General features: G+C 68.9%; 15 protein-coding genes, 1 tRNA gene and 1 pseudogene. 11 read left to right on the top strand and 6 right to left on the bottom strand.

The features are described 5' to 3' along the window. The first annotated feature begins 69 nt into the window (after positions 1 to 69). Positions 70 to 948, top strand: coding sequence for a DUF4429 domain-containing protein (locus tag ACIBK4_RS31850; RefSeq protein WP_399000256.1), 879 nt, complete (start codon positions 70 to 72; stop codon positions 946 to 948). A gap of 66 nt (positions 949 to 1014) precedes the next feature. Here ACIBK4_RS31850 and ACIBK4_RS31845 read toward each other — a convergent pair whose 3' ends face one another. Beyond that, positions 1015 to 2592 (bottom strand): purple acid phosphatase family protein, encoded by a 1578-nt coding sequence (locus ACIBK4_RS31845; RefSeq protein ID WP_399000254.1) that lies wholly within the window; start codon positions 2590 to 2592, stop codon positions 1015 to 1017. A gap of 165 nt (positions 2593 to 2757) precedes the next feature. On the opposite strand from ACIBK4_RS31845, the gene ACIBK4_RS31840 reads away from it, so the two are divergent. Both ACIBK4_RS31840 and glmS read left to right on the top strand, forming a co-directional pair. After that, complete coding sequence (locus tag ACIBK4_RS31840) at positions 2758 to 3015, top strand: hypothetical protein (protein WP_019065776.1); 258 nt, start codon at positions 2758 to 2760, stop codon at positions 3013 to 3015. Between the two features lie 12 nt (positions 3016 to 3027). Next, the gene (gene glmS, locus ACIBK4_RS31835; protein WP_399000252.1) at positions 3028 to 4845 is read left to right on the top strand and encodes a glutamine--fructose-6-phosphate transaminase (isomerizing); all 1818 of its coding nucleotides are present in this window, start codon (positions 3028 to 3030) and stop codon (positions 4843 to 4845) included. Between the two features lie 117 nt (positions 4846 to 4962). Here the strand turns inward: glmS and ACIBK4_RS31830 are convergent, their stop codons facing one another. Further along, positions 4963 to 5526 (bottom strand): GPR1/FUN34/YaaH family transporter, encoded by a 564-nt coding sequence (locus ACIBK4_RS31830; RefSeq protein WP_399000250.1) that lies wholly within the window; start codon positions 5524 to 5526, stop codon positions 4963 to 4965. A gap of 143 nt (positions 5527 to 5669) precedes the next feature. After that, on the bottom strand, positions 5670 to 6197 hold the full coding sequence (locus tag ACIBK4_RS31825; RefSeq protein WP_019056585.1) for a universal stress protein: 528 nt from the start codon (positions 6195 to 6197) through the stop codon (positions 5670 to 5672). A 358-nt stretch (positions 6198 to 6555) separates the two neighbouring features. Between ACIBK4_RS31825 and ACIBK4_RS31820 the strand changes: the two genes are divergently transcribed. The 5 genes from ACIBK4_RS31820 to ACIBK4_RS31800 all read left to right on the top strand — a co-directional run bounded on the left by ACIBK4_RS31820 (position 6556) and on the right by ACIBK4_RS31800 (position 10459). Next, complete coding sequence (locus ACIBK4_RS31820; RefSeq protein WP_399000247.1) at positions 6556 to 6900, top strand: hypothetical protein; 345 nt, start codon at positions 6556 to 6558, stop codon at positions 6898 to 6900. Positions 6901 to 7277: 377 nt separating this feature from the next. After that, complete coding sequence (locus tag ACIBK4_RS31815; RefSeq protein WP_399000245.1) at positions 7278 to 8540, top strand: helix-turn-helix domain-containing protein; 1263 nt, start codon at positions 7278 to 7280, stop codon at positions 8538 to 8540. Between the two features lie 120 nt (positions 8541 to 8660). Continuing rightward, positions 8661 to 9263 (top strand): oligoribonuclease, encoded by a 603-nt coding sequence (orn, locus tag ACIBK4_RS31810; RefSeq protein ID WP_327403881.1) that lies wholly within the window; start codon positions 8661 to 8663, stop codon positions 9261 to 9263. Between the two features lie 82 nt (positions 9264 to 9345). After that, positions 9346 to 9418, top strand: a tRNA-His gene (locus ACIBK4_RS31805). Positions 9419 to 9697: 279 nt separating this feature from the next. After that, a complete protein-coding gene (locus ACIBK4_RS31800) occupies positions 9698 to 10459 on the top strand; it encodes a class I SAM-dependent methyltransferase (RefSeq protein WP_399000769.1) in 762 nt (253 codons plus the stop codon). A gap of 311 nt (positions 10460 to 10770) precedes the next feature. Here the strand turns inward: ACIBK4_RS31800 and ACIBK4_RS31795 are convergent. Next, positions 10771 to 11013, bottom strand: a pseudogene (locus ACIBK4_RS31795) (4a-hydroxytetrahydrobiopterin dehydratase); the annotation flags it as partial. A 317-nt stretch (positions 11014 to 11330) separates the two neighbouring features. On the opposite strand from ACIBK4_RS31795, the gene ACIBK4_RS31790 reads away from it, so the two are divergent. Further along, complete coding sequence (locus tag ACIBK4_RS31790; protein ID WP_399000243.1) at positions 11331 to 11843, top strand: GNAT family N-acetyltransferase; 513 nt, start codon at positions 11331 to 11333, stop codon at positions 11841 to 11843. Here the strand turns inward: ACIBK4_RS31790 and ACIBK4_RS31785 are convergent. Next, positions 11815 to 12594, bottom strand: a complete 780-nt coding sequence (locus ACIBK4_RS31785; protein WP_399000241.1) for a serine/threonine protein kinase — start codon at positions 12592 to 12594, stop codon at positions 11815 to 11817. The genes ACIBK4_RS31790 and ACIBK4_RS31785 overlap by 29 nt on opposite strands. Positions 12595 to 12889: 295 nt before the next feature. Here ACIBK4_RS31785 and ACIBK4_RS31780 point away from each other — a divergent pair, with 295 nt between their 5' ends. Both ACIBK4_RS31780 and ACIBK4_RS31775 read left to right on the top strand, forming a co-directional pair. Beyond that, positions 12890 to 13633 carry a trimeric intracellular cation channel family protein gene (locus ACIBK4_RS31780; RefSeq protein ID WP_399000239.1) on the top strand — a complete coding sequence of 248 codons (744 nt, stop codon included), beginning with the start codon at positions 12890 to 12892 and terminating at the stop codon, positions 13631 to 13633. Between the two features lie 108 nt (positions 13634 to 13741). After that, entirely contained in the window at positions 13742 to 14119 is a 378-nt protein-coding gene (locus tag ACIBK4_RS31775; protein ID WP_399000236.1) for a hypothetical protein, read from the top strand. A gap of 9 nt (positions 14120 to 14128) precedes the next feature. On the opposite strand, the gene ACIBK4_RS31770 is transcribed toward ACIBK4_RS31775, so the two are convergent. Then, complete coding sequence (locus ACIBK4_RS31770; RefSeq protein ID WP_399000234.1) at positions 14129 to 15184, bottom strand: LacI family DNA-binding transcriptional regulator; 1056 nt, start codon at positions 15182 to 15184, stop codon at positions 14129 to 14131. Positions 15185 to 15348: the final 164 nt, after the last annotated feature.

The raw sequence follows: 15348 nt of genomic DNA, 5'->3' as shown, positions 1-15348 counted from the left end.
TTTGAACTTCCCTTGAGCCCGGACAGGTACAGACCATTCTGTCGCCTGACCGGTGGAAGAATCCCTCCCATGGCGGAAATCATCCAGAAGGACGGCACCTGGATCTTCGACGGCGACGCCCTGCGGCTGACTCCCGGGCGGGACAAGAACGTCGGCCTGTTCCGCAAGACACTGGGCGAACTCGTCGTCCCGCTGGGCGCGTTGGCGGGCGTCTCCTTCGAGCAGGGCCGCAGATCGGGGCGGCTGAGACTGCGGCTGCGCGACGGCGCCGACCCCCTGCTGCACGCCACCGGCGGCCGGCTCACCGAGGGCGACGACCCCTATCAACTCCCCGTCGAATCGGACCGGTACGGCGTCGCCGAGTACTTCGTGGACGAGGTCCGCAGCGCCCTGCTGCTCGACCAGGTCCCGGCCGACCCGGTGGACGAGTACCTGCTGCCGGGCCCCGCCGTACCGCTCTCGGTGTCCGCCGGGGACGGCACGGCGAGCTTCGACGGCGAGCGCGTCCGGCTGGAGTGGAACTGGAAGACCGAGGACGCCAAGTCCGCCGCCGGCGCCCGCACCCTCGCCGTCACGGACCTCGTCGGCGTGGAGTGGCGCCCCTCGGCCGGTCTCGAGAACGGCTACATCCGCTTCTCGGTGCGCAACGCGCCGACCAAGGCTCCGCCCAAGTACGACCCCAACTCCGTCGAGCTGTGGGGCTTCAAGAAGGACCCGCTGATGGCCCTGGTCGCCGCGGCCGTACAGGCGCGCCTCCCGCACCCGGCCGCCGAGACGGACGTACGACCCGAACAGCCCGAGCCCGTACGGCAGTTGGGTGCCGCGGCGGAGGACGGCCACGACGCGCTGCTGCGGCGGTTGCGGGAACTCGGGGAGCTGCACCGGGACGGGGTGCTCACGGACGAGGAGTTCGCGATGGCCAAACAGGCGGTCCTCAAACGGATGTGACCATCCGTCAGCTGAGGACCGCCTGCGGTGCCGCCTACGCCCTGCCTTCAGGGCGTACGACGCTTGCTACTTGGCCTTGCGGGCCACGGTGAAGCGGTCGATCTCGGCGCCGGTCTCGGCTATGCCGCGGACCGTCAGGGTCGTCGTACGGCCCTTCGAGGCGGGCTGCACGTCGACGCGCAGGAACGAGTAGTTGAGGTAGCGGACGCGCGACCACGCGACCGTCTCGTTGACCTTGCCGTCCTTCGTGTTGACGAAGGCGGCGACCGAGTCGAGGTCGGCGACGTGCCCCTCGTAGGAGTCCGGGGCGGAGAACGCGTACAGGCTGCGGCCGGCCGCGCCCGCCGTCACGTAGACGACACCCTCGGTCTCCGGGTACGCCGTGCCGCCGATCGGCAGCTTCTTGACGACCGCGTTCTTCTTGATGACGTCGGTGCGCTCGTACTGGTGGTTGTGGCCGTTGATGACCAGGTCCACCGTGTACTTCTCGAACAGCGGCACCCACTCGTTGCGCACTCCCCCCTCCGAGGAGTGCGCGGTGGAGGTGCAGTACGCGCAGTGGTGGAAGAAGATCACGACGAAGTCGATGTCGTGGGCGGCGCGGTACTTCTTGAGCTGCGCCTCCAGCCACTTGGTCTGGGTGCCGCCGGAGATGCCGAGGTTGGCCGGGATCTCGAAGGACACGTCGTTGGCGTCCAGCGAGATGACCGCCGTGTTGCCGTAGACGAAGGAGTAGACGCCCGGCAGGTTCGCCTTGTCGGGGCCGTTGTCCGGCAGGTTCCAGCGGGCGTCCTCGCCGCCGTAGCCGTTGGGCGAGTACCAGGCCTCCATGTCGTGGTTGCCGTAGGCGGGCATCCACGGCACGGACTTGGCGACCGACTCCGTCTGCGCGAGGAACTGGTCCCACGTACGCGAGTCGAAGCCGGTGTCGGTGGTCTGGCCGGCGCCCGCCGGGTCGGCGTAGCAGATGTCGCCGGCGTGCAGGTGGAAGGCCGGGTTCTGGCCGAGCAGCAGGCTGTTGTTGGCCAGGCCGTGGTAGCCGACGCCCTCGTCGCCGAAGGCCGTGAAGGTGAACGCCTTCTTGTGGTCGGGGGCGGTGGTGAAGGTGCCCAGCGTGCCGAGCAGGTGGGCCTCGGCCGGGTCGAAGCCCGCGTGGCCGACGCCGTAGTAGTACGTCTTGCCCGGGCGCAGGTGGGTCAGCTTGGCGTGCAGGTAGTACTGGGTGTGGTCGCCGCTCGCGCCGACGCCCGCCGGGGTGTACAGCGTGCGCACCTCGGCCTCGATCTTGCGGGAGAGGTCCCAGGGGTGCGCGCCGATCCGGACGAACGGTTTCTTGACGTTGGTCGGAACCTGCCAGGAGACCGTCACCTCCGTGCTCGGGTCGTTGCCGAACGCGAGGTGGCGGCCGAACGGGGAGACGAGGGCCCCGTCGACAGACTCACCGGAGGTGGAGGCGTAGGTGGCGGAAGCCTGGCTGGGGACGGCCGCCTGGGCGACCGCGCCCGGTACGAACACGCCGCCCGCGATGGCGCCGAGGGTCACGGCACCGCCTCTGACCATCGTGCGCCGCGAGAATCTCGCGCGCAGGTATTCGTGCTGTTCCGCCATGCTCATGCGCTCAGCGAGCTCCGCGGGTACTCCCATACGAGGAATGTCCATGGCGTCTGAAACTCGTCGACATGAGCAACGGTGCGCAAGACACAGGATGGACAGCTTACGAACAGAGCCCCATAAGACTTTCAACAGGCCGTTGCCCGATATCGGGCAGGATTCTTGCAAACCGCCCTTCGGTACCCCAGGATCAACCGGGTGCACGACGAACTCGTTGATCATCTGACGCGCTCCACGACCCTCAACCGGGGCGAGGCACTGCGGGTGATCCAGGACGTGCTCGCCTACTTCGACGAGACGACCGAGGACTACGTCCGTCGCCGCCACCGCGAGCTCCAGGCCCAGGGCCTGGTCAACGCGACGATCTTCGACCGGATCGAGGCGGACCTGAAATACCGGGCCGTGGCCCCGCCGGAGCTGACGCTCCGACAGCTGCGCCGGATCGTCTACGGCTAGGAATACCCATACATGTGCGGAATTGTCGGATACATCGGCAGGCGTGACGTTGCTCCCCTTCTGCTGGAGGGCCTGCAGCGGCTGGAGTACCGCGGCTACGACTCGGCGGGCATCGTCGTGACGACCCCCAAGACGGCCGGCCTGAAGATGGTCAAGGCCAAGGGCCGGGTCCGTGACCTGGAGGCGAAGGTCCCGGCACGCTTCAAGGGCACCACCGGAATCGCCCACACCCGCTGGGCCACGCACGGCGCCCCGTCCGACGTGAACGCCCACCCGCACATGTCGGCCGACAGCAAGGTCGCCGTCGTCCACAACGGCATCATCGACAACGCGTCGGACCTCCGGAAGAAGCTGGAAGCGGACGGCGTCGAGTTCCTCTCCGAGACCGACACCGAGGTCCTCACCCACCTCATCGCCCGCTCGCAGCACGAGAAGCTCGAGGACAAGGTCCGCGACGCCCTCCGGGTGATCGAGGGGACGTACGGCATCGCCGTTCTGCACGCCGACTTCCCCGACCGCATCGTGGTGGCTCGAAACGGCTCCCCGGTGGTCCTCGGCATCGGCGAGAAGGAGATGTTCGTCGCCTCGGACATCGCCGCACTCGTGACCCACACGCGTCAGATAGTGACCCTGGACGACGGCGAGATGGCCACCCTCAAGGCCGACGACTTCCGGACATACACGACCGAGGGCACCCGCACCACGTCCGAGCCGACCACCGTCGAGTGGGAGGCCGCCTCCTACGACATGGGCGGCCACGACACCTACATGCACAAGGAGATCTTCGAGCAGGCCGACGCCGTGGACCGCGTCCTGCGCGGCCGCATCGACGACCGCTTCTCCACCGTGCACCTCGGCGGCCTGAACCTGGACGCCCGCGAGGCCCGCCAGATCCGCCGCGTCAAGATCCTCGGCTGCGGCACCTCGTACCACGCGGGCATGATCGGCGCCCAGATGATCGAGGAGCTGGCCCGCATCCCCGCGGACGCCGAGCCGGCTTCGGAGTTCCGCTACCGCAACGCGGTCGTGGACCCCGACACCCTCTACATCGCGGTCTCCCAGTCGGGCGAGACGTACGACGTCCTGGCGGCGGTCCAGGAGCTGAAGCGCAAGGGCGCCCGTGTCCTCGGCGTGGTCAACGTCGTCGGCTCGGCGATCGCCCGCGAGGCGGACGGCGGCATGTACGTGCACGCCGGCCCCGAGGTCTGCGTCGTCTCGACCAAGTGCTTCACCAACACCACAGTGGCGTTCGCCCTGTTGGCGCTCCACCTCGGCCGCACCCGCGACCTCTCGGTCCGCGACGGCAAGCGCATCATCGAGGGCCTGCGCAAGCTCCCGGCCCAGATCACCGAGATCCTGGACCAGGAGGAGGAGATCAAGAAGCTGGCCGCCGAATACGCCGAGGCCCACTCGATGCTCTTCATCGGCCGGGTCCGCGGCTACCCGGTGGCCCGCGAAGCTTCTTTGAAGCTCAAGGAGGTCTCGTACATCCACGCCGAGGCCTACCCCGCCTCGGAGCTGAAGCACGGCCCCCTGGCCCTGATCGAGCCAGCCCTCCCCACGGTCGCGATCGTCCCCGACGACGACCTCCTGGAGAAGAACCGCGCGGCCCTGGAGGAGATCAAGGCCCGCAGCGGCCGCATCCTCGCGGTGGCCCACCAGCACCAGGAGAAGGCTGACCAGACGATCGTCGTCCCGAAGAACGAGGACGAGCTCGATCCCATCCTGATGGGGATCCCGCTCCAACTCCTGGCGTACCACACGGCGTTGGCGCTGGGGCGGGACATCGACAAGCCCAGGAACCTCGCCAAATCAGTCACGGTCGAGTAGGGGTTTTAGGGGCGCGGGGAACTGCGCGACCAGCCCCCGCGCACCCGCAGCGGCCAACGAAACAAATAGGACCCCCACGTGTTGCCTCAAACACGTGGGGGTCCTCTCAGCTGCCGATCAGCCTGTCGCCGTCACGCCCCGACCAGCAGCCCGCCGTGGAAGCACAGTTGGCCAGTGAGCCAACGCCGCAGTCGCCGAGTACCAGGCAACGGCCCCCGCAGCGACACCGAACCACCCCCCGACCTTGCCCAGCCCGTCATTCCCGGCGAACTGAGCAATCGCAAGCAGCACGAGGGACACGAAGAACAACCCGTAGGTCCCCTGGGTGAGTTGATCCCCTCCGGCAAGAGTCACGGAGAGGGCGACCAGGGCGAAGAGGACCAGGAACAACCCCGCCGCGTTGTCCGAGGCGGAGCCACCCGCACTCACGGCCCAGGTGAACCAGAGCGCCCCGAACGCCGAGAACGCCGTACCGGAGACCGTGTCGCCGTCGCGGAACGCGAGCAGTCCGACGACGAAGAGGGCAACTCCGCCCACGTAGTGGGCGATTGACACGGCGTCAGCTGTAGAGACCCCGTTGATGACATTCGTGTACCCGAGCCCGAAGGCCAACAGGGTGATTCCCAGGGCGAGTCGGCCGACGATCGAGGTGGTGCTTCCCGCAGAGACGTCATTGTCCACGGCGGGCTCCCTTCATGCATGTGCGGTTGTGCGGTGTGACCGATATATGCCCTTCACAAGGACACAAACACCTCTGCACAGCAGGAAATCAGGGCAGACCGACAAGTTCTGACCGCGCGTCAGGGAAGAACTCGGACTACCCGTCAGGGAATGACGATGACCGGCCGCTGCGCCCGCTTGGCGAGCCGCCCCGCGACGGAGCCGAAGATGCGCCCGACGATGCCGTGGGTCGAGCCCACGACGATCGCGTCCGCCTCGTACTCCCGTCCCACCTCTTCGAGTTCGTGGCAGATGTCGCCACCACGCTCGACGAGAATCCAGGGCACTTCCGCCAAGTACTCGGCGCACGCCAGCTCCAGACCCAGCACCTCGGTGCGGTGGTCCGGCACATCGACGAAGACCGGTGGCTCGCAGCCGGCCCACACCGTGGTGGGCAGCCGGTTGGCGACGTGGACGATGACGAGACCCGAGCCCGAGCGATGGGCCATGCCGATCGCGTAGGCGAGGGCACGCTCACTGGACGTGGAGCCGTCGAAGCCGACGACCACGCCGTGCTTGAAGGCTGGATCGCAGGAATGACGTGGCTGTTCCGCCGCCAGGGGCTCGGCCGCCGTGGGATCGGCGACGGGGCGCTTGCGGTCCGCTGGTTCGAAAGATTCGTGACCGGCCATGGGTGTCTCGGCTTTTTGATCCTCTTGGGAGGGGACAACAGGATGCGGCGGAGCTGTGTCCGGGAATCATCTTCCCAACCCCATACCCCCAAGGGTACGGCGGCACTCCTCCTTAGCCCATATCCCGCACATGCTCCGGCGGAGTTCCCCGGAGCATGCACGAGGGGGCGCCCGTAACGCAATGGTTGCTGCCCCGTACAGGCGGTTTGCACAGGATTCACTTATCCATCGCAGCCCATGTCCCTCCATGGACTGCGATGGACTGCCCTACAGTGACCGACGCATCGAACACGCGTTGAACCGGGCGAGCCCCCGCCGCGTCGAACCGGCGACGAGCAGCCGCCCCAGGGAGCACGCCATGTCCGGACACCGCACGACCTCCGAGCCGAACCCCCGTCACGACAGCACGACCGACGTGGTCCGCTGGGCGGTCTTCAGCTGTGTCCTCGTCCCCGTGGTCCTCCTCTGGTACGGCACCTCGTTCGCCGGCGCCACCGGTACGGCCCTGGGCCTCGCGGCCGTCACCGCCGCCTGCCGGGTGCTGCTGCGCCGGTCCGAACAGGGCGCGGCCCGACTGCTGCCCGAGGAGCAGACACCGCCACTGGCCGAAGAACACTCCTCGCACCGCGGCCACCGCCACCGGGCCCCGGCGGGGGCGCACAGGGGCGGGCGGCACGCCGGGGGAAGTACACCGGTCGACTGACCGGTTTCCGCGCACGCGCCCGACGCTTTTCAGCCAACTTCCGGCTACCGTGCATCTGTTGTCCGAACCACCCCCCAACCCCCGTTCCACCTGCACCGAAAGGGTCTGGGGGGCCTTGCGCACCCTACGGGGATTGGCCACTACGACGAGGCGCACTTCCCTGCACGGCCCACGAGTGCAACGCTTCGTGATCGAATGCTTCACGCCAAGTTGCCATGTCGACAATGTGCCGGTTGCCGAACTGGTCACCCCGGCACCACGCGACACAGTAGATTCGATCTTGACGTCTTACGGCGGGGGACTCGTGCAGGACCGAGGGGAAACGTGCAGGAGCGACACAACCGAGGAGCCGCGACCACCGAGGGGGGCTTAGCAGTATGAGCCACGACTCCACTGCCGCGCCGGAAGCCGCGGCCCGGAAGCTTTCCGGGCGACGCCGCAAGGAGATCGTCGCGGTGCTGCTGTTCAGCGGCGGCCCCATCTTCGAGAGTTCCATACCGCTGTCGGTGTTCGGAATCGACCGGCAGGACGCCGGAGTTCCGCGCTACCGCCTTCTTGTGTGCGGTGGCGAAGAAGGACCGCTGCGCACGACCGGCGGGCTGGAACTCACCACACCGCACGGCCTGGAGGCGATCTCACGGGCGGGCACCGTTGTCGTGCCGGCCTGGCGGTCGATCACCTCGCCGCCGCCGGAGGAAGCACTCGACGCGATCCGCCGGGCGCACGAAGAAGGGGCCCGCATCGTCGGCCTGTGCACCGGCGCCTTCGTGCTGGCCGCGGCGGGCCTGCTGGACGGCCGTCCCGCGACCACCCATTGGATGTACGCGCCGACGCTGGCCAAGCGCTATCCGTCGGTGCACGTGGATCCGAGGGAACTCTTCGTCGACGACGGTGACGTGCTGACGTCCGCCGGTACGGCGGCCGGAATCGATCTCTGTCTCCACATCGTGCGGACGGACCACGGCAACGAGGCGGCCGGCGCGCTCGCCCGGCGCCTGGTGGTCCCCCCGCGCCGAAGCGGCGGTCAGGAGCGCTACCTCGATCGGTCTTTACCAGAGGAGATCGGCGCCGACCCGCTCGCGGAGGTCGTCGCCTGGGCGCTGGAGCACCTCCACGAACAGTTCGACGTGGAGACGCTGGCGGCACGCGCGTACATGAGCAGGCGTACGTTCGACCGCCGCTTCCGCTCGCTCACCGGGAGCGCTCCCCTGCAGTGGCTGATCACGCAGCGGGTGCTCCAGGCACAGCGTCTGCTGGAGACGTCGGACTACTCGGTGGACGAGGTCGCGGGTCGCTGCGGCTTCCGCTCGCCGGTGGCTCTGCGCGGCCATTTCCGGCGCCAGTTGGGCTCGTCGCCCGCCGCCTACCGGGCCGCGTACCGGGCCCGCAGGCCGCAGGGCGACAAGCAGGTGGACGGCGACGGCGCTCCGGGTCAGCCCGGCGGTCCGGCGTCCCTGGGTCCGGCCGGGCTGCCGCCCGCGCTGCACCCGGACGGCCCGGTGCCGATGCAGTCGCGTCGTGCGGCGGCGAGCGCGCTGTCGGCGACAGCGTCCGCGTCGGGCTCCGCCGCGGAGAACGGCCGTGAGGCGTACGCCACAAGCCGGGCCGCGAGTCTGCCCGGCCAGCGGAGCGCGACGTAGCGACAGCACGCCCCCGGAGGTCTCTCGCAGGAGATCTCCGGGGGTTTTCGCATGTACCGGGGGCACAAGGTCAGCGCACGGTCGGCTCAGCCGGGCGGCACGCACCTTAAGGTTAGACACATGAACGATCGCATGGTGTGGATCGACTGCGAGATGACCGGCCTCTCGCTGTCAGACGACGCTCTCATCGAGGTGGCCGCCCTCGTCACCGACTCCGAGCTGAACGTGCTCGGCGAAGGGGTGGACATCGTCATCCGCCCGCCGGACCAGGCGCTGGAGACGATGCCGGACGTAGTACGCCAGATGCACACCGCATCCGGGCTGCTCGACGAGCTGGCCGGCGGTACGACGCTGGCCGACGCCGAGGAGCTGGTCCTGGCGTACATCCGGGAGCACGTCAAGGAGCCGGGCAAGGCCCCCCTGTGCGGCAACTCGGTCGGCACCGACCGCGGTTTCCTGCTCCGTGACATGCCGACGCTGGAGGAGTACCTCCACTACCGCATCGTGGACGTGTCCTCGGTGAAGGAGCTGGCGCGCCGCTGGTACCCCCGCGCGTACTTCAACAGCCCCGAGAAGAAGGGCAACCACCGCGCCCTCGCCGACATCCGCGAGTCCATCGCCGAACTGCGCTACTACCGCGAGGCGATCTTCGTCCCGCAGCCCGGCCCCGACTCGGAGACGGCCCGCACGATCGCCGCGAAGCACGTCCTGCCCACCTCGTAAAAGGCGTGCGCGAGCACCCCTTCGGACCCTGTACACTTTTTCTCGGCCGGTCGGAAACTTACAGAGTGAACGACCGGGCATGGTGGGTGTAGCTCAGCTGGTAGAGCACCTGGTTGTGGTCCAGGAAGTCGCGGGTTCAAGTCCCGTCACTCACCCTGAGTAATCAGCCGGTGACTTCGGAAACGAGGTCACCGGCTGATTCGTTTTCTCGCGGCTTTTCAGGAGCCTTTTCGCTGAGCCCTCGATCTCCTGCGTGGAGATCGAGGGCTCTTTCATGCGTCCAGTGCCGTGTCAGGGAGCGTTTGCCCTGCCGCTTTGTCGGGTGGGTCCAGCTCCAGGGTGCACGGCGGCGCGGCAAGGAAGAGGTTTCCTGACGCGGCGCTACCGTCACGAGGGTGACAGGAATCAATGCCGACCAGCGATGGTCCGAATCCATGCCGGCGGCCTATGAGCAGTACCTCGTGCCGGTGGTCTTCCGGCCGTTCGCCGAGGACCTGGCCGCCCGGGCGGCGGCACTCCACCCGCGGCGAATCCTCGAACTCGCCGCAGGGACTGGCGTGTTGACAGCGGACCTGCTCGCAGCGACACCCTCGGCCGAGGTGACGGCCACCGACCTGAACGAGACCATGGTCGCTTTCGGGTCGACCCGGGCTCCGGGCGCGGTATGGCGGCAGGCCGACGCGCAGCAACTGCCGTTCCCGGACGGAGGCTTCGACCTGGTGGTCTGCCAGTTCGGTGTGATGTTCTTCCCCGACCGCGTCGAGGCCTTCACCGAGATCCACCGGGTGCTGGCCCCGGGCGGCCGATTCCTGTTCAACACCTGGGGCCCGCTCAGGACGCACGCCTTCGAAGTCGCGCTGCAGGCTGGGCTGGAGCGGGCCTTTCCGGTCGACCCGCCACGGTTCTTCCAGACGGTTCCGCACGGCTACGCCGACCCCGCTGTCGTGGCGGCTGATCTGGCGGCCGCCGGGTTCGCCGTCGAGGACGAGCAGGAGCTGACGCTTCAGGGCCAGGCCGCGTCGACCGCCGACCTTGCCACCGGGTACCTCACCGGGACACCGGTGCGCGCGGCCGTTGAGGAGCGCGGTGACGGACAGGCTGTCCGGGCCACCGTCATCGAGGAGATGACGGCACGGCTGGGCCCGGGGCCGGTCACCGCCCCGATGACGGCGTACGTCTTCCATGCCGCGGCCTGAACGCGGGACGCGCCCGCGCAAGCGCACCGCCAAGGCCCCACCGGCGTTCAGCCCAGGGGCAGTTCGGCGCCGGGGAGTCCGCGAACGGCTGACGCTCTCGCGACCCGGGGTCCCTGGGGCTCCGTACGCGAAGCCCGCGGTCTCCCCGCTTTGTGCGACTCCGGCGTCCGGCGCAAGAGTGGTCAGATCCCGATGGAACTCGACGAGGACAGTCCGCCTCCGGCCGGGCACTGGATCTCCCTACCCGTGAGGAGAGAGGCCCTGGAATTCATCCGGGGGACGGCGGGGCCGCTTCGTCGTGTCCGGGGTCGGTCGTCGAGCGGCTCGGCTCCGTGCGCCGCAGCGATGCCGTCGATGCGTTGCGCCAGGTCGAAGTCGGCAGCGGTCAGCTTGTGCCCGGCATCGTGCGTCGTGATCCCGAAGCGGAGCCGTCCCCAGCGCAGATCGATGTCCGCGTGGTGGCTGATGAGCCGCTCGACGTCGGCAACGTGCACGATCATCGCCACGCCCCCGTGATACCGGATCGAATACGCCCGGCTGATCTCGCGCTGTACCGGGCCTGGTTCGCCCTCTGGCGCAAGGAGGTTCGCGGGTGAAGATCTGCGCGAGCTGCGACAGGCCGATGCGGGACGAAGAGACGAGAGACGTGCCCAAGATGTCGCCCTCGGGCGCGGGCACGACGCTTTACATCCACAACGTGCCCAGTCGTCTCGCGGCGGCCGCGGTCCCTTCGCGTCCATGCCTCGACCCGGTACCGTGCCATCTCCGCATCAATGGCAGCCTGCACTACAGGAGTTGAACAACAGAAGGATTGGGTTGAAGTCCCGTCACTCACGCTGATTCGTTTTCCGGCAACGGGAGCCCGCCCGCAATGGACCTGTCTGCGATGCACGCCCAACTCATCAGCACCGCCCGCCTGGATCTGATCCCCCTGAGCGCGGCGCACGCGGAGGAAATGGCGGCGGTCCTCTCCTCCCCCGCCCTCCACACCTTCACCGGCGGGGCTCCCCTCACTCCCGCCGCCCTTCGCGCTCGCTACGAGCGCCTGGTCGCCGGCTCCCCGGATCCGGCGGTCGCCTGGCTCAACTGGGTCCTCCGCCTGCGCACCGACTCCCGACTCACGGGCACCGTCCAGGCCACCGTGACCGGGTCCGAGGCCGAGATCGCCTGGGTGGTCGGAGAAGCCTGGCAGGGCCGAGGCCTGGCGAGCGAGGCGGCTCAGGGGCTGGTGGTGTGGCTCGACAAGCAGGCGGTCGCTACGGTCGTGGCGCACATCCACCCGGATCATCGGGCATCCGCAGCGGTCGCTACGGCGGCGGGCCTCACGCCGACCGGCCAGTGGCAGGACGGTGAGATCAGGTGGCGGCGCGCCACGCGTCCGTGAACTCCCGTACGCCGGCGTGCCGTTCGGCGGGATCGGTGCGGGTCGCTCTTGCCAGTACGGCGAGTTGGCCCGCCGTACCCCGCCACGCGCGCTCGTCCTCGCCGGCGTCGAGGAGGAGGCGGGCGGTGCGGGCGAGGGCGTAGACCGTCGTGCGGATGTCGATGCGGGCGCCGCGGTGCCACTCCTCGGGGGCCATGAAACGGGCCGAGCCCGGGAGGCGGTCGTCCTGGAGGACGAAGGGGCCGGGGCGGTACTCGTCGAGGTCGATGAGGTGGAGGACGTCGGCGCCGAAGTCGTAGAGGAACGCGCCGTCGTAGAGATCGACCGCCACCAGTCCCGCGGCCTCCACCGCGAGGTGGGCGTCCAGGACGCGGTCGACCGCGCGGAGGACCGAGGCGAGGGGCAGGGCGCGGAAGCGGGTGCGGGCGGGGCCGTAGAGGGACTCGCCGTCGTGCCAGGGCATGACGGCCGCCGTGCGGCCGCTGTCCGTCACGGCGATGCGGTGGAGCTGCGGGACGATCGCCGGGTGCCGTACGGCCCGGTGGAAGGCCCAGGCGCTGTCAAGTGAGCTCTGGGCGGCGGGAGTTGTCGCCTCCTTCACGAACCAGCGTTCGCCGTCCCGGAGTTGGACGCCGTACGAGACGCATCCGGAGTCCTGTTCGCGGAAGGCGCGGAAGACCATGCCCACCGTGCGGAGGTACGGCTCGGTCGCCGGGATCCCGTCAACGGCCAGGAGGGGATGGGGAGTCATGGGCATCAGCTTCTCGGACCTCCCGAAGGTCGGAAAGGCAACAACGGTTCCAGGGCCCAAGTCGGTTGTCTACAACTCCGGTTACGTTACTCACAGGCCGTCACGGGGTCGATTGGTAACCGCGGAGCGGCTCATCGGCCAAGATATCCACGAATGTTTCCGGGTTCTGGAGTGATGGGGCCACCGGCAGCCACGGCTGGTTCACCCGGGTGAAACTCATGGGTAACTTTCGCTGTGTGTCAGCGAGTTGACGCATCACGCACGCGGACGGTGCCGCAAGGACAGGAGTGCGCGGATGTCGTTCGAAGGCGTGATAAGCGTCGTGCAGTATGTGATGAATCTGATCGGCATCCTGGCCTTCGCGTTATCGGGTGCCTTTCTGGGGGTCCGAAAGGACTTCGACATTTTCGGCGTGGTGATGCTCTCGGAAGCCGTCGGTCTCGGCGGCGGGGTTTTCCGGGATCTGGTGATAGGCGTACGGCCCGTGGCGTTCAGTGATCCCGGGTATTTCTGCGCGCCGGTCATCGGCGGCCTGGTGGTCTTCTACGGCGCGCGCCTGCAGCATCACGAGCGGGCGTTCGACCTCTTCGACGCGGCGGCCCTGGGCCTGTTCAGCGTCACCGGCGCGACGAAGGCGTTCGCGTACGGGATGAACCCGGAGGCCGCCACCACCCTGGGCTTCGCCACCGCCGTCGGGGGCGGGCTCATCAGCAGCGTCCTCGCGATGGAGATCCCGCCGCTGCTGCGTGCCAACCGGGACCTGTACGCGCTCCCCGCCCTGGTCGGCGCCGGCAGCGTCGCCGTCCTGCACCACCTCCAGCTCCTGAACGAGTGGACGGCCCCGGCCGCCGCCACACTCGCCTTCGCCCTGCGCGTCCTCGCCCTGCACCACAACTGGCGCACCTCCCGCTCCCGCTTCTGGCGCAACCCGTTCGCCGGCCTGCGCGCCGCCCCCGAACCACCGCCCACCGAGGCGGACTTGGGGCACCTGGAGGACTCGGACCACCACACGGTTCTCCTACGGCGGCCCCGCGCCTGATCGGGTGATGATCATGGGGTGCGCAACGCAAGCCGGGACACCGTACACACCCGTCGATATGGGCGTATCGTCACGCTATGAGCCGTTTACCGACCTGGGAGGCTCACCATGGCGAACCATCAGCATCAAGGGTGGTCGAATCCGCATCAAGGGTGGTCGAGCCCGCAGCCTTCCGCCCGGTCGGCCCCCCGGCGGCATCGCCGATTCCCCCGATGGCGCCCGCTGACCTGGCTGATCCTGGCGTTCAACGTGGTGATGCTGGTCTGGCTCATCGCCGGGGTCAACGCGGCCTCCGGCGCCGGCGACGACTGTGGAGCTCAGCAGGCGTGCCAGGACGCGAACGACGTCGGTACGGCCATCGGCGCCGGGCTCGTCATCTTCCTCTGGGCGGCCGGAGCCGTGATCCTCGGTGTGATCTGGCTGGTCACCAACAGCCGGTCGGCCGCACGAGAGGCTCGTCGGCGGCCGCCGCCGGACACCTGGTGAGCCGCCCCCTCACGACGACGCCCGCGTCACCAACTCCGTTGCCAGTACCGCCTGTCGGCGTTCCAGACCCCGGGACGTGGCCGGGCGGCGGTCCGCGATTTCCGTCAGCAACAGGTCGATCATCGAGCGGCCCATTTCCTCGATCGGCTGGCGGACACTCGTGAGGGGCGGGTCCATGTGGCGGGCGATGGCCGAGTCGTCGTAGCCGACGAGGGCCACGTCGTCGGGGATCACGCGGCCCTCCTCGCGGAGGACCTGGCGGGCGCCCGCCGCCATCACGTCCGAGCCGGCGAAGACCGCGTCCACGTCCGGGCGGCGGGCCAGCAGTTCCTTCATCGCCCGGCGGCCGCCCTCCTCCGTGAAGTCGCCCGGCTGGATGAGGTGTTCGTCCACCTCGTGGCCGGCGTCGAGGAGCGCCTCGCGGTATCCGTCGACGCGGCGCTGGGCGCCGTAGACGTCCAAGCGGCCGGTGATGTGCGCGATGCGGGTGCGGCCTCGGGACAGCAGGTGTTCCACGGCGGAACGCGCGCCGCCGTAGTTGTCCGAGTCGACCGACGTCAGCGTTTCCGCCGCCGAGCGCGGGCCGCTGATCACCGCGGGGATCTCCAACTGGGCCAGCAGGTCCGGGAGTGGGTCGTCCGCGTGGACCGAGACCAGCAGGACGCCGTCCACCCGGTGTGCGGCCAAGTACTGGGCCAGGCGCTGCCGTTCGCGGTCGCTGCCCGCGAAGATCAGCAGCAACTGCATCTCGGTTTCCGAGAGTTCGGCTCCTACGCCCTTGAGCATGTCCGAGAAGTACGGCTCCGCGAAGAAGCGGGTCTCCGGCTCGGGGACGACCAGGGCGATGGCGTCGGTGCGGTTCGCGGCGAGCGCGCGGGCGGCCGTGTTGGGGACGTAGCCCAACTCCGCCACCGCCGCCTCCACCGCCGCGCGGGTCGCGTCGCTGACTCTTGGCGAGCCGTTGATCACCCGGGAGACCGTGCCGCGGCCCACACCGGCGCGCGCCGCGACCTCCTCCAGGGTCGGACGGCCGCCACTCCGGCTCCGCGCTCCGTGGCCTGCCATTGGCTCCGCCTCCTGTCGACCCACCCGTTGGCCTGGAATGTAACAGTCCTGATCAGGGAAGAGGGGCGTGCGGAGCCCCGCCTCCGGCCGAATCGCCGCCTCCCCCACCGTTAGCTAACAGACGAATAACTGAACGCATCTCTCCGCGTCCGCTCCCTTGACAC

The organism is Streptomyces sp. NPDC050528 (assembly GCF_044457795.1).
In the GTDB taxonomy this organism is placed as follows: domain Bacteria; phylum Actinomycetota; class Actinomycetes; order Streptomycetales; family Streptomycetaceae; genus Streptomyces.
The sequence above is the reverse complement of the archived record's forward strand: the minus strand, read 5'-3'. Positions and strand labels throughout refer to the sequence as shown.

What these genes read in the sequence shown, in the direction of transcription:
- ACIBK4_RS31850 (WP_399000256.1), top strand. Translation starts at nt 70, where the DNA reads ATGGCGGAAATCATCCAGAAGGACGGCACCTGGATCTTCGACGGCGAC.
- ACIBK4_RS31845 (WP_399000254.1), bottom strand. Translation starts at nt 2,592, where the DNA reads ATGGGAGTACCCGCGGAGCTCGCTGAGCGCATGAGCATGGCGGAACAG.
- glmS (WP_399000252.1), top strand. Translation starts at nt 3,028, where the DNA reads ATGTGCGGAATTGTCGGATACATCGGCAGGCGTGACGTTGCTCCCCTT.
- ACIBK4_RS31825 (WP_019056585.1), bottom strand. Translation starts at nt 6,197, where the DNA reads ATGGCCGGTCACGAATCTTTCGAACCAGCGGACCGCAAGCGCCCCGTC.
- ACIBK4_RS31820 (WP_399000247.1), top strand. Translation starts at nt 6,556, where the DNA reads ATGTCCGGACACCGCACGACCTCCGAGCCGAACCCCCGTCACGACAGC.
- ACIBK4_RS31815 (WP_399000245.1), top strand. Translation starts at nt 7,278, where the DNA reads ATGAGCCACGACTCCACTGCCGCGCCGGAAGCCGCGGCCCGGAAGCTT.
- orn (WP_327403881.1), top strand. Translation starts at nt 8,661, where the DNA reads ATGAACGATCGCATGGTGTGGATCGACTGCGAGATGACCGGCCTCTCG.
- ACIBK4_RS31800 (WP_399000769.1), top strand. Translation starts at nt 9,698, where the DNA reads ATGCCGGCGGCCTATGAGCAGTACCTCGTGCCGGTGGTCTTCCGGCCG.
- ACIBK4_RS31790 (WP_399000243.1), top strand. Translation starts at nt 11,331, where the DNA reads ATGGACCTGTCTGCGATGCACGCCCAACTCATCAGCACCGCCCGCCTG.
- ACIBK4_RS31785 (WP_399000241.1), bottom strand. Translation starts at nt 12,594, where the DNA reads ATGACTCCCCATCCCCTCCTGGCCGTTGACGGGATCCCGGCGACCGAG.
- ACIBK4_RS31780 (WP_399000239.1), top strand. Translation starts at nt 12,890, where the DNA reads ATGTCGTTCGAAGGCGTGATAAGCGTCGTGCAGTATGTGATGAATCTG.
- ACIBK4_RS31775 (WP_399000236.1), top strand. Translation starts at nt 13,742, where the DNA reads ATGGCGAACCATCAGCATCAAGGGTGGTCGAATCCGCATCAAGGGTGG.
- ACIBK4_RS31770 (WP_399000234.1), bottom strand. Translation starts at nt 15,184, where the DNA reads ATGGCAGGCCACGGAGCGCGGAGCCGGAGTGGCGGCCGTCCGACCCTG.